Here is a 20,539-nt window from a genome sequence, read left to right on the forward strand (position 1 = left end):
CGCCTCGTCACTCGATGGGAATCCGGCGGTACCCCCTGCGCCGGTCGGTCATCTTGGGAATCTCCACCTCCAACACCCCCCGGTCGAGAACCGCCTTCGTGCCCGAAGGGTCCCCGGCGGCCGGGAGGAGCACCATCCGCTGGAACGGCCCGAAGGTGCGCTCGACCCGCAGGTAGCTCCACCCGGTTTCCGGCGCGGGTTTGACCCCCCGGAGGATGAGGAACTGGGGCCCGGCGTAGAGCTCGAGGGTCGAGCGGTCGACCCCCGGCAGGTCCGCCCGCACCCGAACCGCGCCCGCCTCCTCCACCACGTCCACGGGCGGATAGGCCCCCGGGTTCGAAAGGCTCGCCGGCGCCAGTTGGTCCTCGAACAGCCGGCGGAACAGGGCTTCCACCTGCTGCTCGAAATAGCGCAGGCGTTCCAGCAGATCGCGGGGCGGATGGCGCATGGGTGCCTCGACGAAAGGCGGTTTCGAAGGTGCCGCGGCATCATAGCCACGGCCCGGGGGGGCGTCAAGAAAGCCCGTTTTTCTCGAAGAATTGCGAGATGTTGGAACGATCCCGCGTCACGGGGAAGGGGGGAAGGCTCTCCCGAAGCACCCGGCCGTACCCCTTCTGGACGAGCCGCAGGTCGAGGATCGCCACCAACCCCCGGTCGTCGGACCGGCGCAGGAGCCGCCCCACCCCCTGGACCAGGGTCATGGCCGCGGCCGGTAGTTGGTAGGCCGTGAACGGCGACCGGCCCGACGCCCGAACCCGCTCGATCCGGGCCTGGACCAGGGGTTCGTCGGGGCTCGCGAAGGGGATGCGGTCGATGATCACGGCGCTCAGGGCGTCGCCCGGCACATCGACGCCCTCCCAGAACGAGAGTGCCCCCAGGAGCACCGAGTGCCGGTCCTCCTGGAACCGGCGAAGGAGCACCTCCCGCGGCCCCTCGCCCTGGACGAGGAGGGGATAGGACACCCGGCCCCGGAGCCGGTCGGCCACGGCCCTCAGGTTCCGGTGGGACGTAAACAGGCAGAAGGCCCGGCCGCGGGTGATGCCGAGGAGGGCCTCGATCTCCTCGGCCACGGCACCGGGGAACTCCGGGGCGTTGGGGTCGGGAAACGCCCGGGGAATGTAGAGGATGCCCTGCTCCCGGTGGTCAAAGGGACTCTCCGCCACGAACTCCCGGGCCGCCCCGGGCACCCCGAGGCGTTCGCGCACATAGACGAACGCGCCGCCGATCCGCAGGGTGGCCGAGGTGAGAACGGTCGGCACCTCGCTCCCGAACAGGTTCGCGGCGAGCACCTCGCCCACCTCCACCGGCGCTGCCCGGAGGAAGGCCCCGCGACCCCGGGTCTCGAGCCAGCGCACCTCCCCGGGTTCGGGCTCGGCCAGGAACCGGGCCAGATCCTCCTGGAGTTCCCGGGTGCGGCGGGCCACGGCCTCGGCGTCCGGCGAGCGGGCCTCCCGCGGCCGCAGCCGGTCCTCCCAGGCCGAAAGGGCCGCGAGGAGCCCCTCGAGCCGTCGGCCCGGCTCCCCGGCCAGGGGACCCCGGAGGCGGCGGGCCGCCTCGGCCCGGGGCAGGCTGGGCCAGAAGGCGTCCGAGGCCTCCGCGACCCGGTCCAGGGCCTTCGGGAGACCCAGGGGCGCCTCGGCGTCCCCGGCCAGGGCCCGGCGGGCGTCCCGGACGAGCTCGGCCACCCGGTAGGAGCTCACCTGGGTGCCGAAATGGTCCGTGGCCACCGCCTCCAGGTGGTGGGCCTCGTCCACCACGAGGGCCTCGTACCGGGGCAGCACCTCGGCCGAGGAGGCCGAGCGCACGGCCAGGTCGGCGCATAGGAGATGGTGGTTCACCACCACCACCTGGGCCCTCTGGGCGTCCCGCCGGCGGCGCAGGAAGAAGCAGGCGTCCTCCCGGGGGCACCGGGAGCCCCAGCAGGCCTCACGGGTCGAGCACACGTCCTTCCAGGGGCCGAAGTCGTCGGGGAGGTCGGACCACTCGGCCCGGTCGCCCGTGGAGGTCGATCCGGCCCACCGCTCGAACCGGTCGTAGAGTTTGGCCTCCTCGGGGAACCGAAAGAGTGGCTGGGCCCGAAACGCCTCGAACCGGCGCAGGCACAGGTAGTTCTGACGGCCCTTGAGGAGCACCGCCGACACGGGCCGCCCCAGGGCCCGGGCCAGGAGCGGCACGTCCCGCTCCACGATCTGGGCCTGGAGGGTCTTGGTGGCCGTGCTCACGACCACCCGCTTGCCCGACAGAACAGCCGGCGCGAGATAGGCCAGGGTCTTGCCCGTGCCGGTGCCGGCCTCGGCCAGGAGCACCCCACCCCGCTGGAACACCTCGGCCACGGCCCGGGCCATGCGCACCTGGGCCTCCCGGGGCCTGTACCCGGGCAACGCGCGGGCCAAGGGCCCATCGGCCGAAAAAAAGGCTTCGATGTCCATGGGGGCACGATGGTCAGAAGGGAGAACGCCTCGTCGGAGCTACGATCACCGACACCAACGGAAGTATTGTCAGATCCCCGTCAGCGCTACGGAAACCCGCGGGTGGGGGGCCGGTGGAGAGCCGGGTGCGGCCCCTCACCTCGCCGCGCCCTCACCACGCCGGGATCGCTGTGGAAGATCCAGAACGTCCGCCGCCGTCGCCTCGCCCTGCCGCGCCGACAACGGCATGGAAAGGCGCGGCGAAAAGGGTGCCGCACTCGCGCCCGGCCGGAACCAGTCCCCCACCCGCCTCCGGCAACCCTTGTGCACGTATTCGTGCAGGTCCGTCCGGCCCTCCGCCGCCAAGCGTTGACCGAAGACCGGCGGCCGTGGACCGTGGGCGGGGAACTCTACTACAATCTCGGCCCATGCGCATCCAAGCCGATCTTCACGTCCATACCGTCGCGAGCGGCCACGCCTTCTCCACCGTGGCGGAGATCGCCCGGGAGGCCCGGGCCCGGGGGCTTCGGGCCGTGGGCGTTGCCGACCATGGCCCGGCCATGCCGGGGGGGCCCCACGTCTACCATTTCTCGGCCCTTCGGTTTTTGCCGCGGGTCCTGGACGGGGTCCGGATCCTCCGGGGGGTCGAGGCGAACCCGGTGAACGCCCGGGGAGACCTGGATCTACCCGACGGGCTCCTGGCCCGGCTCGACTACGCCATCGTGGGGTTCCACGAGGGCTGCGGGCTCAAGGCCTCGAACCCCCGAAAAAACACGAAGGTGCTCGTGGCGGCGATGTCCCGGCCCAAGGTCCGGATCCTGGGGCACCCTGGGAACCCGGCGTTTCCGGTGGACGTGCCGGGCCTCGTGGCCGCCGCCCGGGCCCACGGGGTGGCCCTCGAGATCAACAACGCCTCCTTCGTGAACGCCCGGCGGGGAAGCCTGGAGACCTGCCACGCCATCGCGGCCGAGGCGGCGCGGGTGGGCGCCTGGATCTGCCTTGCCTCCGACGCCCACGTGGCCCAGCAGGTGGGGGTGGTGGATGAGGCCTGGGAGGTGGCCTCCGCGGCCGGGGTCCGGCCCGAGCAGGTGGTGAACCGCTCCTGGGAGACCCTGTGCCGGTTCCTAGAGCTCGATCCGGCCGAGTTCGAGCCCGACTGATCCACCGCCTCCTGGACTCCCCCAGCCCCGCGCCCCGGAGCGCCCTATCTCTTCCCCGGAGGAACACCGTCCGTTCCGGACGGGTCCGGCCGCAGGGCCGTGATCCGGTCCCAGGGGATCTCCCGGAAGCCCATCCGGGTGCGAAGCAGGATCCCCCGCTCCCCCATCTCCACGGCCACCCCCCGGTGCTCGATCCCGGCCGAAACCACCACCACGGGCTTCCCGGTCAGATGGCGCCAGTCCCGCATGGTCACTCCTCCCTCCAGGAGATCACCCGCACCCGGTCCTCGTCCCGGTCCCGCTCCAGCACGGCCTGGGCCGTCCGGTTCACCCCCCGGACGTCGGCCGCCAGGTCCACCAGGAACCGGGGGCTTTCCACCACCACCTCGAACACGAGCCGGGTGATCGCCAGGCCCGCCATGGCGGACCGGTTTTTGAGGTCCGTGGCCCGCTCCAGAGGGGTCTCGGTGAGGTCGTCGAAGAGCTCCTGGGCCCGGTCGGGCCCGAGGTCGGGGTGGAGGGCCTGGAGCACGGGGACCGAGGCGGTGTTCACGTTGACCTTGGGGTCGGCCCGCACGTCCAGGTGCGGCGCCACCGCGGCCACCACCTCGGGGGTGAACCCCTCGATCCGCCGGAGTTCGTCGAGGTCGAGGAGGGGCCGGTTCGGCACGGTGTAGTCCGGGTTCTCCTCGTACATCCCGTCGGTGTTGGCGTCGATCCAGTCGAGCAGCGCCTCAGCCAGCGCCCCCGGGTCGGCGTCGGAGGGGGCGGCCGCCTCGATAAGGCGCCGGAGCGCCTCGGCCCGGGAGGCCAGGGGCTCGCCCCGGTCGTTCAGCACGGCGGCCAGGGGAAACCGGCCGTAGAGGTCGTGGACCGCCACCGCCAGCACCCCGTCGCCCAGGGGCACGGGGGGAATCACGTCGGCCCACGGCTCGCCCCGGTGGTCCACCTGGTTGTCCCGAGCGTCCTCCCGGAGCAGGGCCGAGCCCACCGCGATGCCCGAGCGCAGGAGGGCGTGGGCCTGGAGGGCGTCCCGGAGATTCGCGGCGGTGCGGGCCTCGAGGCGGGATTCCCGAAGGAACTCCACGACCACAACGGACAGGAGGCTCACCAGCAGGAGCACCAGGAGAAGGGCGGCGCCGCGGTTCCGCCTCATGGCAGCCGCCCCTCGCCGTAGACCGGGGTGGCCGTGCGAAGCACCCGCTCGTGGTCCTCGTCGGGGCCCCAGGCGAGTTCCACCGATACGGCCCGGGGCAGGAACGGCTCGTCCTCCCGGGCCCGGCTGTCCCAGGACTCCACCCATTCCTCGCCGTCGTAGCAGAGCACCCGGAACCGCAGGACCTCCTCGAGCACCGGGTAGGCCACGCCCCCGTCCTCCGGATCCTCGTCGGGGTCGGGCTCCTCCCGCCGCACGAGGCGGGGAACCCCGTCCTCGTCCGCCTCGAGGGCGTACTGGAGCTCGGCCGGTCCCCCGGGCCGGAGCCCCGGGATCGGCTGGAGCCGGGTCGTGAAGGTGAGGACCGCGCTCTCCTCGGCGTCGGGCTCGACCAGGAAAGGCGTGAGGGTGGCGCGGCCCTGGGAGGTCAGGGCGCCGGCGAGTTCGTTGGCCAGCCGGTCGAGCACGAGGGCCGCCTGGTGCATTTCGGCGGTTTCGCGCGAGGCTCGGTCTCGGCTTCGCACGGCGCCCGAGTAGGTGCCCTGCACGAGAGTGAGCACGAGCGCGAGGAGCGCCAGGCTCACCACCACCTCGAGGAGCGTAAACCCCCGGTTCACGGGGCGTTCTCCTCGACCCAGGCGTAGAACTCGATCTCGGTGGATTCCCGTCGGTTCCCCTCGGGCCAGGACACCGCGAGCCGCACGAGCCGCACGTTGGGGAACTCGGTGGTTTCGGTTTGGCGCTCCCAGGCGTATCCGGGGAACTCCTCGAACTCCCCCTGGTCGGTGCCCAGGGGCGGGAGCCCCTCGGTCTCGGTGCGGGTCAGGATGTCGCGGGCGAGCAGGGTGGCGGTGAGGAGGCGCCGGGCCCGGGCCTCCTGCTTCAGCGCCGAGGCGTGGGCCACCAGGAGCGCCGTGAAGCTCGCCCCCAGCACGGCGAGCGCCACCAGGAGCTCCAGGAACGTGAACCCCCTACGGCCCCTCAACGCGTCCCTCCACGATCTCGGCACGCCCGAGCATGGGGTGGACCACCAGGGTGACCTCCCGGTCCTCCCCGATCTCCAGGTGGACCCAGGTGGGGGTGGCGTAGCCCTGGGGCAGGAACCGGGTGAGGGCTCGGCCCTGGCTCACGGCGCCCTCCAGTGCGGTCTCCACGTCGCGGAACCGCACCCCCTCGGGAAGCCGGGTGGGTTTCACGGGGAGCCCGGGGGTGTCCACGTAGTCGCCCGATTCGGGGTCGAACTCCCCGGCCCGGTACGACTGTTCGTCGAGGTCGTAGATCAGCGCCAGGCTTTTTTTTTGAAGGCGGACTCTTCGTGGAGGGTCTGGACAGCGCCGGCCAGGCGCCGGAGGGCCTCGTTGGCCCGCAATCCCGCGGGCCGGGGAAGCCTTGGGAGAAGCACGGCCGTGAGGAGCGAAAGGAGGAACACCACGACCGCCAGCTCGATCAGGGTGAACCCCCGGGCCGTGCGGTTCACTCGAGTTCCCAGTTGGTGATGTCGGCGTACTTGCCCTCCCCGCCGGGCTCGCCGTCGGCCCCGTAGGAGAAGAGGTCGAAGTCGCCGTGGTTCCCGGGGGAGATGTACACGTAGGGGTTGCCCCAGGGGTCCTTGGGGACGGTTCCCTTCTCCAGGTAGCCCCCTTCCCGCCAGTTCTGGGGAATCCGGCCCACGGTGGGCTTTCGCACCAGGGCCTCGAGGCCCTGCTCGGTGGAGGGGTAGAAGCCGTTGTCCACCTCGAACTGGTGGAGCGCGTCCTCCAGGACCCGGATCTGCACCTTGGCGGCCGTGCGCTTGGCCTCTTCGCCCCGGCCGAAGAGCCGCGGCATCACGATGCCGGCCAGGAGGCCCAGGATCACGAGGACGACGAGGAGTTCGATCAGGGTGAAGCCGGCGTCGCGCCGGTTGCGGTGGTTCTTCATCGTCTCTCCGGGGCCAAGATCAGCCCACGAGTTGGCTCATCTCGAAAATGGGCAGCAGGATCGCGAGCACCACGAACCCGACGGCCGCCCCAAGGGCAAGGATCATAAGGGGCTCAATGAGGGAAGTCAACGTGGCCACGGCGGCCTCGACCCGGGCCTCGAACGCCTCGGAAACCTTGAGGAGAAGGCTCGAGAGCGCCCCGCTCTCCTCCCCCACGGCGACCATCTGGCAGACCACCGGCGAGAACTCCCCCGTGGCCCGGAGGGCCTGGTGGAGGCTTCGGCCCTCGCGCACCTCGTCCCGGGCCCGCTCCACGGCCGCCTCCAGCACGGCGTTGCCGAGGACCGACTTGGAGATTTCGAGCGCTGTGAGGAGTTCCACCCCGCTCGAGAGGAGCGTCCCCAGGGTGCGCGCAAACCGGCTCACCGCCACGGTGGACAGGAACCGCCCCACGGCCGGGGTTCGAAGGAGCAGGCGGTGGAGGGTGCGCCGGCCCCGGGGGGTGCGGCCGTAGCGCCGGAGCACGACCCAGCCGACGAGGGCGGCGGCCAGGGCGATCCACCAGTACGCCCGGAGCCAGCCGCTCACGGCCAGGAGCACCCGGGTGGGCACGGGCAGGGCCTGGTGGAGGTCCTCGAAGATCCGGGTCACCCGGGGCACCACGTAGGCCATCAGGAACCAGAGGATGCCGATGCCCAGGAAGCCCATGAGGAGCGGGTACACCAGGGCCGACTGGAGCCGCCGGCGAAACGCCACCGACTCCTCCAGGAAGTCGGCGAGCCGGCCCAGCACCACCGGCAGGGTGCCGCTCGCCTCCCCGGAGCGCACCATGTTCCGGTAGATCGGGGGAAACGAACCGGGGTGTTCGCCGAGGACCTCGTGGAAGGCCTTGCCCTCGTTCACCCCGGCGCGCACCTGGCTCAGGACCCGGCGGGTGGTCTGGTTCTCGGTCTGCTCCAGGAGCCCCGTGAGGGCGGCCACCAGGGGAAGGCCAGCGTCCAGCAGGGTGGCGAGCTGGCGGGTGAGGAGCGCAAGCTCCGAGGCCGAGATGCCCCGGGCGGGCAGGAACCGGCGCCTCCGGGCGGTTTCCCGCTCGGTGCGCGTGACCGGCGTGACCCGGTTCGCGAACACCCCCTGGCGCTTGAGCGCCAGGCGGGCCGCCCGGGGGCCCTCGGCGTCCACAACGCCCCGAACCGCCTTGCCCCGGGCGTTGATGCCTTCGTACTCGAATACCGGCATGGGGCTCGCCTACACCACCTCTTCCTGGGTGACCCGCAGCACCTCCTCGGCGCTCGTGATGCCGGCGGCGACCTTGCGGGCCCCGTCCTCACGGAGGGTGATCATGCCGGCCCTCCGGGCCGCCTCCTTGATGGCCACCGAGTTGGCCCGCTGCATCACGAGCTCCCGCACGGCGTCGTCCACCCGTAGGAGCTCGTAGATCCCGGTGCGTCCCCGGTACCCGGTGTGCCGACACTCGGGGCAGCCCACCGGCCGGTACAGCGGGCCCCGGAACCGGGCCGGGTCGATCCCCAGCTCCTCCAGGGCCCCGGGCGGGGGCTCGTAGGGCTCCCGGCACGAGGGGCACAGGACCCGCACGAGGCGCTGGGCGAGCACCGCCAGGATCGAGGAGGCCACGAGGAACGGCTCCACCCCCATCTCCACGAGCCGGGTCATGGCGCCGGCGGCGTCGTTGGTGTGGAGGGTCGAGAACACCAGGTGCCCTGTGAGGCTCGCCTGGATCGCGATCTCGGCCGTCTCGAAGTCCCGGATCTCCCCCACCATGATCACGTCGGGGTCCTGCCGAAGAATCGAGCGCAGGCCCGCGGCGAAGGTGAGGTCGATCTTCGGGTTCACCTGGATCTGGCCGATCCCCTGGAGCTGGTACTCGATGGGGTCCTCGACCGTGATGATGTTCACGTCCCGGGAGTTGATGCGCGACAGGGCCGCGTAGAGCGTGGTCGTCTTCCCGGAGCCCGTGGGGCCGGTCACGAGCAGGATGCCGTGGGGCTTGCGGATCAGGGTCTTGAACGCCTCGAGGCGCTCCCCTTCGAGCCCCAGTTGCTCCAGGTCCAGGAGAACGGCCGATTTGTCCAAGAGCCGCAGGACCACCCGCTCCCCGTGAGCCGTGGGGAGCACCGACACCCGGATGTCGATGTCCTTGCCCGCGATCTTGATCCGGATCCGGCCGTCCTGGGGCAGGCGCTTTTCCGCGATGTCGAGCCCGGCCATCACCTTGATCCGGCTCGTGATGGGGGCCTGGAGCGCCTTGGGCGGGGTGAGCACGGGGTAGAGGACCCCGTCGATCCGGTACCGGACCTGGAGCTCCCGCTCGAAGGGCTCGATGTGGATGTCGCTGGCCCGGTCCTTGACCGCCTGGAACAGGATCCCGTTCACGAGCCGGATGACCGGGGCCTCGTCCGCGGCGTCCAGGAGGTCCCGGGGCTCCTCGAGCTCCTGGGCCAGGCCCTCGAGGGACCCCTCGGCGAGTTCCTCCATGATCTCCTCGGCCCGGTCCGACCCCTCCTCGTACACCCGGTTCACCGCCTGCTCGATGACCTGGGCCGGCGCCACCACCGGCGTGATGGGTCGGCCGAACAGAACCCGCAGGTCGTGGAGCGCGGCCGTGTCGGTGGGGTCGGCCACGGCCACCACCACCCGGTCCCCGTCCTCTGCCAGGGGCAGGCACCGGTGCCGCCGGGCAAACGAGATGGGCACCCGCCGCACCCACCCCGGGGGCACCTCGGCCGTGCGGATTTCGCCGGTCCACCCGAGGCCCAGGGCCTCGGCCGCCGTCCGGGAGAGGGCCTCGTCGTCCACGGCCCCGAGGGCCCGCACGGCCGTGATCACCGAAACGCCGCGTTCGGCCGCCTCGGCGCGGGCGCGCTCGGCTGCCTCGGGGGCCAAAAGGCCCCGGGCTTCCAGGGTCTCTAGGAGGGGCGCGCGGCTCACGGCTGCGCCGGCTCCGCGGCGGGTTCCGGTTTGCCTCCGTCCCGCTCCATCACGTCCCGGTCGAACGCCTCCCGCTTTTGCCGGGTGATCTCGGTGATCTCGTCCATGGTGCGGATGATGTGGGGCGTGAGGAAAATGAGCAGGTTCGTCTTCTGGTTCGCGTTCGAGGATGTGCGAAACAGGGCCCCCAGGAACGGGATGTCCCCGAGGCAGGGCACGCTCGAGACGTTGGCCTGGGTGTTGTCCTTGATGAGCCCCCCGATCACCACCGTGGTTTTGTCCTTCACCACGACCGTCGTCTTCGCCGACCGCCGGGTGGTGGTGGGCGCGTTGATCGAGGTGCCGGTGGTGGTGCTCACGATCTGGCTGATCTCCTGGAAGAGCTTGAGTTTGACGTAGTCGTCCTCGTTGATCTGGGGGGTGATCCGGAGGGTCAGGCCCACGTCCCGGTACTCAAAGGTGAAGATGGGATTGCCGTTCGAGTCGAACTTCTGGCTCGTCTGGAACGGGATGTTGTCGGAGACCACAATCTCGGCCTCCTCGTTGTCGGTGGTGAGGAGGTGGGGCGTCGAGAGGACGTTCACGTCCCCGGATTTCTGGAGCGCCTGGATCAATGCCCCCACGTTCAGAAAGGTCTGGTTGTTGAAGGTGACCGTGCCCTCGACGGCTCCGAGGAAGAGCCCGGTGGGCACGTTCAGGGGGTTTTGCATGAGCGGGGTGATCGTGCCGAAGTTCGTGCCCCCGAACACGTTGGGCTGGTCCCGGGAGATGTCGTTGACCGTGCGCCACTCCACCCCGAGTTGGAGCGATTTTTCGTAACTCATCTCGATGATGAGGGCCTCCACCAGCACCTGGGGCCGGCGCACGTCGAGTTTCTCGATGACGGCCTTCAGGGTCTCGTAGTCCTGGGGGCTCGCGATGATCACCAGCGAGTTCGTGGCCTTGTCGGCCGTGATCTGCACCGGCTCCTCAAACTCCACCGGCACCTCGGTGACCTTTGCCGTTTTCGGCTGCGGTTGGCCGGGCTTGGCCTTGGTGCCGGCCGATTTGGAGATCGCCGTGAGCACCGAGGCCACGTTCTCGGCGTCGGCGTACTTCAAGTAGTACACATTGATCTTGCCCGATCCCCGGGGGATCTCCACGTCCAGGGCCCGGATCATGGCCTTGATCTCCTCGAGGGTATCGGGGTCGGCGATCACGATCAGGCTGTTGGTGCGCGAGTCCGGGATGATCTTGACCGAGACCTGCTCGGCCTGGACCTGGACGTTGGCCTTGCCCCGGGTCGGGGCGCGGCGGCGGGCCGTGCGGCCCTTCTCCACGACGGCCTGGCTCAGGTTCTTGGCCAGGGTCTCGGCCGCGGCGTACCGGATCGGGATCACCTCGAACACGGTGTCCACGGTCTCCACGTCGAGGGCCTCGATGATCTTCACCAGCCGCTCGATGTTGGAGAGCGAGTCCGTGAGGATCAGGGTGTTCGTGGGCGCGTAGGCCACGATGGAGGAGTCCTTCGACACCAGGGGCGAGAGGATCCCGGCCACGGTTTCCGCCTCGACGTACTGAAGCGGCAGGAGCCGGGTCACGAACCGGTCGCCGGGTTCGGCGCCGTCGGCCACCGTCTCGATGTTGGTCTGCTTGGCCTCCCGGGTGGACACCAGCTTGAACACGTTGTCCGTGACCGGGACGATCGTGAACCCCTTGACGTTCAGGATGGCCTGGAACACCTGGAAGGCCTCCTCGGGGCTGATCCTCTCGGGGGCGATCACGGTGATCTTGCCCCGGACCTTCTCGTCCAGGATGAAGTTCTTGCCGGTGAGCTCCGAGATGAACTGGACCACCGCCTCGATCTCGGCGTCCTTGAAGTTCATCGTGAGCGCCTTGGGCGCCTCGGCCCGGGCGAGCGGGCCGGTCAGGGCGAGGAGGAGGGGCACAACGAAGAGGGCTCGTCTCAGCATTCGGTCACCGGATCTCGTAGGTGAAGGTTTGGTTCTGGTTTCGCCGCACGAGGTCGATCTGGATCGTGGTCTCGTCCTTGAGCCGCTGGTAGGCCTCGAAGGCCTGCTCGGGGCCCTGGATCTCGATGCCGTTGATCCGTTTGATCACGTCGCCGTTCTGAAGCCCGATCTTGGCAAACAGGCTCCCGGGCCGGATCGCGAACACCTTGAACCCGTCGGGCTGCCCGTCGGTGAAGTTGGGCACCACCCGGATCTGGGTGAGGAGTTGGCTCATGTTCTCCTGGGCCTGCTCGATCTCCCGGGCGTCGATGACCCACTTGTCCTCGGCGACCTTCTGCACGGTGTCATCGGACGCGGGGGTCTCGGGTTCGGATGCGGGCTGGGACGGAGGGGGCCGCCGGGACCGGTCGGCCCGGGCCTGGGCCTTGGGCTGGAAGAGGAGGATCTCCTCCTCGGACCCGCCCCGCCGGATCCGGACGCGGTCGGAGAGCACCTGGACGAGGGTGGCGCCCTCGGCCACCTCGGCCCCCTCCCGGACCACCTTGACCTCGGCCCCGTCCTGGATCACCGCGAAGGACGGCGCGCCCTCCACCACCACGGTGCCGAGGAGGGTCAGGTTGAGAGGGGGCAGGGGCCGGGTCGGGGCGGGTTCGGGCGTTGCCCGCGCGGCCGGGGCCGGCGCCGGGGTGGCCGCCGGTTCCGGGGTGGGGTGGGCGTTAAACAGGTTCCGGTCCTCGATGATTCGGTAGTCGGCGAGCCGTTCGCGCCGTTCGGCCTCGGCCGCCGTCACCGAGACCGTGGGGCGGCCGGACTCGGGCGACCACAGGGACCGGGCCACCCACAGCCCGGCGATCTTGGCCGAGAGGTGGGCGGCCACCACGAGGAATCCGACGGTGAGCACCCAACGGTGCCGCAGTAACGCTTCGCGCATGCTCCCTCCGGGAAACCGAGGTAGCATACGCGAGGGCCCGAGGGGGCTGCAACCGGGCGAAAACCCAGCGCAGGGGTTACCCGGCCGCCCGCCGGGCCCGGGCCTGTTCCTTTTCCAACAGGTAGATGGGGCAGGCGGTCCGCCACTGGCAGTACGCCTTGGGGTTCAGGCACCGGGGTTCCGAAAGGGGGACGTCCTTTTCGCTTTTCTGGCACCGGAACCGCTTGGCGGACCCCTCGACGGCGTCGAGTTCCATGGGCTACACCTTCCGGGCTTCGAACTCAGGATCCGGGAGCCCGAGTTTCCGCAGGATCGTCATGGCCGGGCACCACTTTGTAAACGCCGACTGGAGCAGGTTCAAGCCCACGAAGGCGGTGAAGAGGTGCCAATAGGGGCTGTGCAGGTACCCGAGGCCGAGGCTCAGGAGCACGAAAAATCCCGCCATCAGCCGAAGCGCGTCGTTCACGGTCATGGTCGTTTCCTCCCGATGATCATGCAGGGTGTGGATCGTTCCCGTTCACGTCATTTGATGCGCTTCGCCGGCAAAGGTCACCGGGTGCCCGACGGGTTCCGCCCGATCGCCTTGAACCGCCGGGAACGGCGCTGCTAGAATCCATTTTTTCCAACAACCCAAGATCCTTCCCGAGTCCTTCTCCGAGGCGCAACCCCCATGCTCGACGCCATCCTGGGATTCTTTTCCACCGATCTCGCCATCGATCTCGGCACCGCCAACACCCTCGTGTACGTGCGGGGCAAGGGGATCGTGGCGAGCGAACCCTCGGTCGTCGCCGTGCGAAAGGAAGGCCAGGGAGGCGGCCGGATCCTGGCGGTGGGCAAGGAGGCCCAGCGGATGCTCGGCCGCACCCCGGGTTCGATCGTGGCCATCCGTCCCATGAAGGACGGGGTGATCGCAGACTTTGACATCTGCGAGGCCATGCTGCGGTACTTCATCCAGAAGGTCCACAACCGTCGCAAGCTGGTGCGGCCGCGGGTCATCGTGGGCGTGCCCTCGGGCATCACCCAGGTGGAGCGGCGGGCCGTGCGGGAGTCGGCCGAGTCGGCGGGCGCCCGGGAGGTGTACCTGATCGAGGAGCCCATGGCCGCCGCGATCGGTGCGGGCCTGCCGGTGACGGAACCCTCGGGCAACATGATCGTGGATATTGGGGGCGGCACCACCGAGGTCGCGGTGATCAGTCTGGCCGGCATCGTGTATTCCCAGTCGGTGCGCGTGGCCGGCGACAAGATGGACGAGGCGATCGTCCAGTACATTAAACGCAAGTACAACCTCCTCATCGGCGAACGCACGGCCGAGGAGGTGAAAATGACCGTGGGCACGGCGTATCCCGATCCCGACGGAGGGGACCACCCCCAAACGATGGAGGTGAAGGGTCGGGATCTGGTGGCCGGCATCCCGAAGACAATCACGGTACACACCGACGAGATCCGGGAGAGCCTGCGCGAACCGATCAACGCGATCGTCCAGGCCGTCCGGATCGCCTTGGAGAAAACGCCGCCCGAACTCGCCGCCGACATCGTGGACAAGGGCATCGTGCTGGCGGGCGGGGGGGCGCTGCTGCGCAATCTCGACGTGCTCTTGCGGGAAGAGACCGGCCTGCCGGTGATGGTGGCCGACGATCCCCTGTCGTGCGTGGCGCAGGGGGCGGGTATGGCGCTCGACGAGATCGAACTCCTCCGGGAGGTGACGTCCTGATCCCCCCTTCTCGGCCCATGACCTCGTTTTGGGTACGCCACCGTAAGCTCCTACTCGGGGCGGGGGGGGTGATCGTGACCGTCGGATTCTTGCTGTCTGGCGGTTCGGGTGGCGGGGTGTGGGGCGGCCAGGGGGTTGGGCTCGTGGTGGCACCGGTGCAGTCTGCGGTTCGGGGGCTGGTCGGCGGGGTGGCCGGGTTGGTCGACCGGTATCTGTGGCTCGTGGATGCCAAGACCGAGGCCGCCCGCCTCCGGCACGAGAACGCGGATCTTCGTCGGGAGTTGGCCCGGGTCGAGGAGGTGTTCCACGAGAACCAGAGGCTTCGAAGCCTACTGGAGTTTCGGGACCTCCTGGCCCAGCCGGCCGTGGCGGCCCGGGTCGTGGGCCGTAGCGCCACCCCCTGGCTCCGAACGGCCGTGCTCGACAAGGGGACGGCCCAGGGGATCCGCGTGGACGCCCCCGTGGTGACGCCCCAGGGCCTGGTGGGGCGCGTGTGCGAGGTGACGGACCGGGCCAGCCGGGTGCTCCTCTTGACCGATCCCAACAGCGCCGTGGATGCTCTGATCCAGCGAACCCGGGCCCAGGTGGTGGTCGAGGGGGGGCTGGGACGGCGGTGCCGGGTTCTGTACCTCCCCCGGGGGGAGGACGTGGAGGTGGGGGATCCCGTGGTCACCTCGGGGCTCGACGGCGTGTTCCCGAAGGGGCTCCTCCTCGGCCGCATCGCGGCGGTGGAGCAGCGGCCGGGAGAGGTGTTCCAGCGTGCCGAGTTGGAGCCCGGCGCCGATTTCGGGCGGTTAGAGGAGGTGCTCGTGCTCCCGCGCCCGCCGGAGGAGCCGTGAGGGCGATCGGCGCCTGGCTGGGAATCCTCCTGTTCGCCACAGGGGTGCAGGCCACGCTCCTCCCGTTGGTACTTCCGGACCCCTGGCGGCCTGACCTCACGCGGTTGCTCGTGCTCTGGCTGGCCCTCACGGGGGTCCCGCCCGGCGGGGTGTTTTGGGCTGCGGGCTCCGGGCTTCTGGTGGATCTCTTGTCGGGGGGGCCCCTCGGGTTCGTGGGGGCCCTTCGCGTGTGGCTCTACGTCCTGGCCCGGCCGCTCCGGGGCGTGTTTTTCGACCACCAGCCCCTGTGGCTCCTGCCGCTCGCCGCCGCGGCCCCGTTCCTGGAGGCGGTGGGGGCCTCGGTGCTCTTTCATTTCACCGCCCCTTCCGCCTCCGCGCCCCCCGAGATCTGGGCCGTCGCCCTCCGGCAGATGCCCGCCGATGTGCTCCTCGTGGTGTTCGTGTTCCTCGGGCTTGAGCTCGCCACGGGCCGGCGGAGCCGGATGGAGGTTGCGCCGTGATCTTTCGCCCGCGGTTCACCCGGAGCCGCCTCCGGCCCCGCCTTTTGGCCTGCGTGGCGGTGGTGGCGGCCGCCTTCGGCATGCTGCTAGGACGCCTCGCCTACCTCCAGATCTGGGAGGGGGCGCGCTACCGGTATCTCAGCGAGAACAACCGGATTCGACTCGAGCGGGTGCCGGCCCCCCGGGGCATGGTGTTCGACCGCAACGGTGTCATTCTCGCGGACGTGCGGGCCGCCTTCGAAGCCCTGGTCGTGCCGTCCGAGGTGCCGGAGGAGGGCCGGGAGGAGTGGGTCGGCCGGGTGGCCGGGATCCTGGGGATGGATCCCCAGGAGATCTGGAACATTCTCGGCGCCCCCGGTCCCCCCCGATGGGAGCCACGGCTTCTCGCTCGGATCGATCGACCCCAGATGGCCCGCCTCGAGGCCCACCGGCTGGAGTTGCCCGGCATGCTCGTGTGCGCCCGACCGGTGCGCCACTATCCGCGTGGGGCTTTGTTCGGCCCGGTGCTGGGATACGTGGGGGAGGTGTCGGCCGAGGAGCTCGGCCGGGAGACGTTTGCCGAGTATGCCGCCGGGGACGTCGTGGGGAGGGCGGGCATCGAGCGGACCTGGGAGGGGGTGCTCCGGGGCGCGGCGGGGGGGCGCCAGGTGGAGGTGGACGTGCGGGGTCGGGAGCTCCGGGTGCTGGCGGAGCGCCCGGCCCAGCCGGGACAGAATCTTGTACTGGCCTTGGACGGTAGGCTTCAGGAGGCAGCCCAGGAGGCGCTCGGCGACCAGATGGGCGCGGTTGTCGTGATCGAGGTCCAAACAGGAGACGTTCTGGCCTTGGTGACCTCGCCGGGCCTTGATCCCAATGAGCTCGTTCGCGGCGTCACCCCGGAGCGCTGGCAAGAGATCGTGTCCGATCCCCTCCATCCGCTCCAAAACCGGGCCGTGGCCGGGCAGTACCCGCCGGGGAGCACGTTCAAGGTAGCCGTGGCCCTGGCGGGCCTGGCCGAGGGTGTCATCACCCCAAAGACCCGGGTGTTTTGCTCGGGGGCCTACCCGTTCGCCGGCAGGGACTACCGGTGCTGGAAAAAGACCGGCCACGGGTGGGTGGACCTGGAGCGCGCCCTGGTGGAGTCGTGTGACGTGTATTTCTACCAGTTGGGGCTCGACCTGGGCGTCGACGAAATCGCCCAGTGGGGAGAGGCCCTGGGACTCGGTCGGCGCACCGGGGTGGACCTGCCCGGGGAACGGTCCGGGCTCCTGCCCACCCGGGCCTGGAAACGCCGGGCCCGGGGGGAACCCTGGTATGCGGGGGAGACGCTGTCCGTGGCGATTGGCCAGGGTTATGTGTTGGCCACACCGTTGCAACTCGCCTCCATGATGGCCGCCGTGGCGCACCCCCAGGGGGTGCGCATGCGCCCCCGGTTGGTGACCCGGATCGAGGAACCCGCCGGCTACGTGGTTCATTCCTTGGCCCCGGAGGAGGTGGGACGGTTGCCGTTTTCGATGGCCCACCTTGGCCTCGTCCGCCGGGCACTCCGGGAGGTGGTGGCGGGCGAAAGGGGCACGGGTCGCCGGGCCGAGGTGGCGGGATTCCCCGTGGCCGGGAAGACCGGCACGGCCCAGGTGGTGAAGTTGCCCTCGGAACGCAATCTTCCGGACGATCAGATCCCCTGGGAACACAGGGATCACGCCTGGTTCGTGGGGTACGCGCCCGCCGATCGTCCCGAAATCGCGTTTGCGGTGCTGGTGGAACACGGAGGGCACGGCGGTGCCGCGGCGGGGCCGGTGGCCGCCCGGGTGGTGGAGGTGTACCGGGACCTCACCCGGGGCGGCGTGGCCGTGGGCGAGGAAGGCCGATGACGCCCCGGGCGGCATGGCGCCAGTTGGATTGGGGGTTTCTGTTCCTGCTTGCGCTCCTTTGTGGAGCGGGGCTTTCGGTCCTGTGGAGCGCCAGCCATGGTCCCGGCGGGACGGTGGCCGCGTATGCCGGGAAGCAGGCCCGGTGGATGGCGATCGGTGGCGTCGTTCTCGCGGGCGCCCTTGCGTTCGACTACCGGCGTCTGGAGTCCTGGGCGCCCTGGATCTATCTGGGCACTCTCCTCACCCTGGCGGCCGTGCTGGCCGTGGGGCACACGACGATGGGCGCCCAGCGGTGGATCGCGCTGGGGCCGATCCGGGTCCAACCCTCGGAGTTCGCTAAGATCTCCATCGCCATCGTCACGGCGCACGTCCTCGCCCGGGAACCCTACGACCCCCCGTATGGCCTGCGGCCCCTCCTCGTCCCGGCGGCGACGGTGGGATTGGCCTGCGCCTTGGTCCTCCTGCAACCGGATCTCGGCACCGCCGTGCTGATGGCCGGGGTGGCAGCGGTTCAGGTTCTGTTCCAGGGGGTCCGCCGGGGGGTGCTTCTGGGGGGGGTGGGGGCGGCTGCGGTGGCGCTTCCGGCCGCCTGGGGGTTCCTCCACGACTACCAGCGCCAGAGGATTCTCACGTTCCTGGATCCGGAGCGCGATCCCCTGGGGGCCGGGTACCACATCATTCAGTCGAAGATCGCGGTCGGCTCCGGACAACTCCTGGGCAAGGGGTTCCTCCAGGGAACCCAGGCTCATCTGAGGTTTCTGCCCGAGCGGCACACGGACTTCATCTTCTCGGTGCTCGCCGAGGAGTGGGGGTTTCTGGGCGCGGCGGTCGTGTTGATTCTCTTCGCCCTGTGGATCCTGTGGGGCCTCGACATTGCCTCCCGGGCCCGGGACGACTTTGGGAGGCTCCTGGCGGTGGGGCTCACCGCGATCCTCTTCTTTCACGTGCTGGTGAACGTGGGCATGGTGCTGGGGCTCCTGCCCGTGGTCGGGGTGCCGCTGCCGCTGTTCTCCTACGGGGGATCCTCCGTGGTTACCACCTTTCTCATCTGCGGTCTCCTTCTGAACATCCGGATGAGGAGGTTTGGGCGATTTTAGTTCCTGCCGAGGACTGCCGATGAGAAGGCCCATGGTGACCCGAGACGTGGAAACGTTCGTGGCGTTGGGCCGGGCCGTGTCGCTCGCCGCGGCCGAGGGGGCCCTCGAGCCCGAGGAGGCCCGAGACCTGGCGGCTGCCCTGGTGGCCGGGATCCTGAGCGGATGCATGGAGTTCGACACTTACGCCCGGATCCACGACGCGTTGGCCCGGCTCCTTGACCGGGCGTTCGAGGCGGAGGCCGCGCCTTTGCAACCCCCCCCGGGTCCGACCGAGGAGGAACCGCCCGACGAACCGCTGGGGGTCTACCTGGAGGTCGTGGGAGAGGCGTGGGACCAGGTGGGGGGCGAGGAGAACTGCGCCGGCCTCAAGGGGTTTGCAGCCCGGGTCTTCGACCTCGGCCGCGCGCGGTTCGGCAACGGGGGCTGGTTCTCCGCCCCACTTCGGGTGTCCGGAGCAGAGTTGATCCGGTTGGCCCGGGGGGCCGGCCTGCTCATCGTGTCGCTCCAGGGCCCGGAACCCGCCGCCGGGGCCGAGGTCCGCCTGGGCGCCCCCGGGGGCCCGCCTCCCAAGGGGTTCCGGCTCCTCCTCGGGTGGGGAGACCGCCGCGCGGCCCTCGAGACCGCCTGATCCCGGGAACCCCTCGGGTCCTTCCGGGTTTCCCCCGTTGCTTTCCTCCTTCCCCGTGGACCCTGATCTTCCGTTATCCCAAGTTGCGTCCAAACAGACACCCATCCCGGGCCGAATCAGGAAACGGCAGCTTTGAACGCAACTTGGTATTACGCCATGGGGGACACCGGGGACACCCGCGCGCCGCGTCCCGTCAACCCACCAGAACCGTTTGTCGGACTGTCCCTATTTGCGGCCCAATGTCATTATTAACCTGGTGGATAAATAGGCGCGGTTCTGATATGCTGCGCCCATGAACAAAATCGACGCTCGCAGCGTAGGCCGACCGGCCCAGCAACTGTTACGACGCCAGGCGATCCACTTGCGGAACGCCGGGCGGACCTTCCGTGAGATCGCCGAAACCCTCGGGGTCCATGAGGCCACCGTACGGAAGTGGTGGAAGACCTACAAGGAGCAGGGCGCCCAGGCCCTTCGCCTCAAGAAACGGGGGCGCAAGCCGGGGCAGTGCCGCTCCTTGACACCCGAGCAAGAACGAGAACTCAAGCGCACCATCACGGACAAGACACCGGATCAACTCAAGATGCCTTGGGCGCTGTGGACCCGGCGAAGCATCCAGGAGTTCATTCGCCGCAGGTGGGGCATCACGATGCCGGTGCGAACCATCGGGGACTACCTGAAGCGGTGGGGGTTTACGCCCCAAAAGCCCCTTCGCCGTGCATATGAGCAGAATCCCAAGGCGGTGGAGAAGTGGCTCAACGAGGAGTATCCCGCCATCCGGACCCGCGCCAAGCGCGAGAACGCCGAGATCCACTGGGGCGATGAGACGGGACTTCGCTCGGACAGCCAACATGGGCGTTCCTACGCACCGCGGGGGCAGACGCCGGAGATTCACCTCAGCGTCAACCGGGTCTCGGTCAATCTGATTTCGAGCATCACGAACCAGGGCAAAGTGCGATTCATGACCTACACGGGCACGATGAACAGCCAGACGCTGATCCGGTTTCTCCGGCGCCTGATCAAGGACGCGGACCGCAAGGTGTTTCTCATTTTGGACAATCTCCGGGTGCATCACAGCAAGCCCGTCAAGGCCTGGTTGGCGGCCCATCAGGAGGAGATCGAGGTGTTCTACCTGCCCTCGTATTCGCCAGAACTGAACCCGGATGAGTACCCGAACTGCGATCTCAAGGCGGAGGTGCACTCGGGCCCGCCGGCACGCACGGCAAAAGAGCTGCGGAACAAGGCGATCTCGGTCCTGCGCAAGATCCAGAACCTCCCGGCCCGGGTTCGGTCGTACTACATGCACCCGGCGATCCAATACGCAGCGGCATAGCGCGCCTATTTAATCGCCGTGTTAATAAGTTTAGCCGACAGGCTTGTAGGCCTGGATCTTGTGGCGATTCCTCACACGTTTCTGCCGGGGGTAACTCCGGCCTGGGC

At 69.5% G+C, this 20,539-nt stretch carries 23 protein-coding genes; 8 read left to right on the forward strand and 15 right to left on the reverse strand.

Annotation, left to right across the window (positions count from 1 at the left end; genetic code table 11):
- Positions 1–7 precede the first annotated feature (7 nt).
- On the reverse strand, positions 8–448 hold the full coding sequence (locus ACYQ8L_RS11975; protein ID WP_459942037.1) for an Hsp20/alpha crystallin family protein: 441 nt from the start codon (positions 446–448) through the stop codon (positions 8–10).
- Between the two features lie 64 nt (positions 449–512).
- Positions 513–2,429 carry a DNA repair helicase YoaA gene (gene yoaA / locus ACYQ8L_RS11980; RefSeq protein ID WP_459942038.1) on the reverse strand — a complete coding sequence of 639 codons (1,917 nt, stop codon included), beginning with the start codon at positions 2,427–2,429 and terminating at the stop codon, positions 513–515.
- A 407-nt stretch (positions 2,430–2,836) separates the two neighbouring features.
- On the opposite strand from yoaA, the gene ACYQ8L_RS11985 reads away from it, so the two are divergent.
- Positions 2,837–3,568: a PHP domain-containing protein gene (locus ACYQ8L_RS11985; protein WP_459942039.1), complete on the forward strand. Its 732-nt coding sequence runs from the start codon at positions 2,837–2,839 to the stop codon at positions 3,566–3,568.
- A gap of 44 nt (positions 3,569–3,612) precedes the next feature.
- On the opposite strand, the gene ACYQ8L_RS11990 is transcribed toward ACYQ8L_RS11985, so the two are convergent.
- From ACYQ8L_RS11990 to ACYQ8L_RS12050, 13 genes are all read right to left on the reverse strand, one after another.
- Complete coding sequence (locus ACYQ8L_RS11990; RefSeq protein ID WP_459942040.1) at positions 3,613–3,816, reverse strand: hypothetical protein; 204 nt, start codon at positions 3,814–3,816, stop codon at positions 3,613–3,615.
- A 2-nt stretch (positions 3,817–3,818) separates the two neighbouring features.
- Entirely contained in the window at positions 3,819–4,724 is a 906-nt protein-coding gene (gspK, locus tag ACYQ8L_RS11995) for a type II secretion system minor pseudopilin GspK (RefSeq protein ID WP_459942041.1), read from the reverse strand.
- Positions 4,721–5,341, reverse strand: coding sequence for a type II secretion system protein GspJ (locus tag ACYQ8L_RS12000; protein ID WP_459942042.1), 621 nt, complete (start codon positions 5,339–5,341; stop codon positions 4,721–4,723). Before ACYQ8L_RS12000 ends, gspK begins: the two co-directional genes overlap by 4 nt.
- Entirely contained in the window at positions 5,338–5,709 is a 372-nt protein-coding gene (locus ACYQ8L_RS12005) for a prepilin-type N-terminal cleavage/methylation domain-containing protein (protein ID WP_459942043.1), read from the reverse strand. Before ACYQ8L_RS12005 ends, ACYQ8L_RS12000 begins: the two co-directional genes overlap by 4 nt.
- Positions 5,696–5,941 carry a hypothetical protein gene (locus ACYQ8L_RS12010; protein ID WP_459942044.1) on the reverse strand — a complete coding sequence of 82 codons (246 nt, stop codon included), beginning with the start codon at positions 5,939–5,941 and terminating at the stop codon, positions 5,696–5,698. Before ACYQ8L_RS12010 ends, ACYQ8L_RS12005 begins: the two co-directional genes overlap by 14 nt.
- 62 nt (positions 5,942–6,003) lie before the next feature.
- On the reverse strand, positions 6,004–6,201 hold the full coding sequence (locus ACYQ8L_RS12015) for a prepilin-type N-terminal cleavage/methylation domain-containing protein (protein ID WP_459942045.1): 198 nt from the start codon (positions 6,199–6,201) through the stop codon (positions 6,004–6,006).
- Positions 6,198–6,644 carry a type II secretion system major pseudopilin GspG gene (gene gspG, locus ACYQ8L_RS12020; protein ID WP_459942046.1) on the reverse strand — a complete coding sequence of 149 codons (447 nt, stop codon included), beginning with the start codon at positions 6,642–6,644 and terminating at the stop codon, positions 6,198–6,200. The genes ACYQ8L_RS12015 and gspG overlap by 4 nt, the downstream gene beginning before the upstream one ends.
- Before the next feature lie 19 nt (positions 6,645–6,663).
- Positions 6,664–7,884, reverse strand: a complete 1,221-nt coding sequence (gspF, locus tag ACYQ8L_RS12025) for a type II secretion system inner membrane protein GspF (RefSeq protein WP_459942047.1) — start codon at positions 7,882–7,884, stop codon at positions 6,664–6,666.
- Between the two features lie 9 nt (positions 7,885–7,893).
- Complete coding sequence (gspE, locus tag ACYQ8L_RS12030; RefSeq protein WP_459942048.1) at positions 7,894–9,594, reverse strand: type II secretion system ATPase GspE; 1,701 nt, start codon at positions 9,592–9,594, stop codon at positions 7,894–7,896.
- Positions 9,591–11,546 carry a type II secretion system secretin GspD gene (gspD, locus tag ACYQ8L_RS12035; RefSeq protein WP_459942049.1) on the reverse strand — a complete coding sequence of 652 codons (1,956 nt, stop codon included), beginning with the start codon at positions 11,544–11,546 and terminating at the stop codon, positions 9,591–9,593. The genes gspE and gspD overlap by 4 nt, the downstream gene beginning before the upstream one ends.
- Before the next feature lie 4 nt (positions 11,547–11,550).
- The gene (gspC, locus tag ACYQ8L_RS12040; RefSeq protein WP_459942050.1) at positions 11,551–12,477 is read right to left on the reverse strand and encodes a type II secretion system protein GspC; all 927 of its coding nucleotides are present in this window, start codon (positions 12,475–12,477) and stop codon (positions 11,551–11,553) included.
- Between the two features lie 76 nt (positions 12,478–12,553).
- Positions 12,554–12,733 carry a hypothetical protein gene (locus ACYQ8L_RS12045; protein WP_459942051.1) on the reverse strand — a complete coding sequence of 60 codons (180 nt, stop codon included), beginning with the start codon at positions 12,731–12,733 and terminating at the stop codon, positions 12,554–12,556.
- Between the two features lie 3 nt (positions 12,734–12,736).
- Positions 12,737–12,949: a YgaP family membrane protein gene (locus tag ACYQ8L_RS12050; protein ID WP_459942052.1), complete on the reverse strand. Its 213-nt coding sequence runs from the start codon at positions 12,947–12,949 to the stop codon at positions 12,737–12,739.
- 198 nt (positions 12,950–13,147) lie between these two features.
- On the opposite strand from ACYQ8L_RS12050, the gene ACYQ8L_RS12055 reads away from it, so the two are divergent.
- The 7 genes from ACYQ8L_RS12055 to ACYQ8L_RS12085 all read left to right on the forward strand — a co-directional run bounded on the left by ACYQ8L_RS12055 (position 13,148) and on the right by ACYQ8L_RS12085 (position 20,432).
- Positions 13,148–14,188, forward strand: coding sequence for a rod shape-determining protein (locus ACYQ8L_RS12055; RefSeq protein ID WP_459942053.1), 1,041 nt, complete (start codon positions 13,148–13,150; stop codon positions 14,186–14,188).
- Positions 14,189–14,343: 155 nt separating this feature from the next.
- Positions 14,344–15,027 carry a rod shape-determining protein MreC gene (gene mreC / locus ACYQ8L_RS12060; protein ID WP_459942054.1) on the forward strand — a complete coding sequence of 228 codons (684 nt, stop codon included), beginning with the start codon at positions 14,344–14,346 and terminating at the stop codon, positions 15,025–15,027.
- Complete coding sequence (locus ACYQ8L_RS12065) at positions 15,024–15,527, forward strand: hypothetical protein (protein WP_459942055.1); 504 nt, start codon at positions 15,024–15,026, stop codon at positions 15,525–15,527. Before mreC ends, ACYQ8L_RS12065 begins: the two co-directional genes overlap by 4 nt.
- Positions 15,524–17,377, forward strand: a complete 1,854-nt coding sequence (gene mrdA / locus ACYQ8L_RS12070) for a penicillin-binding protein 2 (protein WP_459942056.1) — start codon at positions 15,524–15,526, stop codon at positions 17,375–17,377. Before ACYQ8L_RS12065 ends, mrdA begins: the two co-directional genes overlap by 4 nt.
- On the forward strand, positions 17,374–18,474 hold the full coding sequence (gene rodA, locus ACYQ8L_RS12075) for a rod shape-determining protein RodA (RefSeq protein ID WP_459942057.1): 1,101 nt from the start codon (positions 17,374–17,376) through the stop codon (positions 18,472–18,474). Before mrdA ends, rodA begins: the two co-directional genes overlap by 4 nt.
- A gap of 19 nt (positions 18,475–18,493) precedes the next feature.
- Positions 18,494–19,102 (forward strand): hypothetical protein, encoded by a 609-nt coding sequence (locus ACYQ8L_RS12080; protein WP_459942058.1) that lies wholly within the window; start codon positions 18,494–18,496, stop codon positions 19,100–19,102.
- A gap of 292 nt (positions 19,103–19,394) precedes the next feature.
- Positions 19,395–20,432 (forward strand): IS630 family transposase, encoded by a 1,038-nt coding sequence (locus ACYQ8L_RS12085; protein WP_459942059.1) that lies wholly within the window; start codon positions 19,395–19,397, stop codon positions 20,430–20,432.
- Positions 20,433–20,539: the final 107 nt, after the last annotated feature.

The organism is Deferrisoma palaeochoriense (assembly GCF_054656955.1).